The organism is Bradyrhizobium sp. sGM-13, assembly GCF_018398875.1.
Lineage (GTDB): Bacteria > Pseudomonadota > Alphaproteobacteria > Rhizobiales > Xanthobacteraceae > Bradyrhizobium.
This window is the reverse complement of sequence record NZ_JAGWDK010000285.1, coordinates 1-278: the sequence shown is the minus strand read 5'-3', so window position 1 is coordinate 278 and position 278 is coordinate 1. Positions and strand designations below refer to the sequence as shown.

Genomic DNA, 278 nt, shown 5'->3' with positions numbered 1-278 from the left:
CAGAGAGCAGGTCATTCAACTCGTTGTCTGGCTGCCCCAAAAGTGCCATCCGCGCCACGTCCCCGATGTAGCCTTGAAAATTGCCACCGGAATCGAGCGACAGCACGTCACCTTCTTGCCAGCGCGCATCCGACGGTGCCCGGTTGTGATTTGCTCCGCAAGCAATGAGACAGTATTCGAACGTTAGTCCGCGTTTCACCTCTGCGATTCGAAGCGCTTCTGCCATTGCCGCCTTCGCGCTGCCCGGTCCGTGATGTGCAATCACCTCCAGCATGGCT

Annotated in this window: 1 protein-coding gene; it reads right to left on the bottom strand. The window is 58.3% G+C overall.

Features of this window, described 5'->3' with window-relative positions:
- The coding region (locus KJQ96_RS39075; protein ID WP_213291228.1) for a M24 family metallopeptidase at window positions 1–278 on the bottom strand (278 nt) is incomplete at both ends.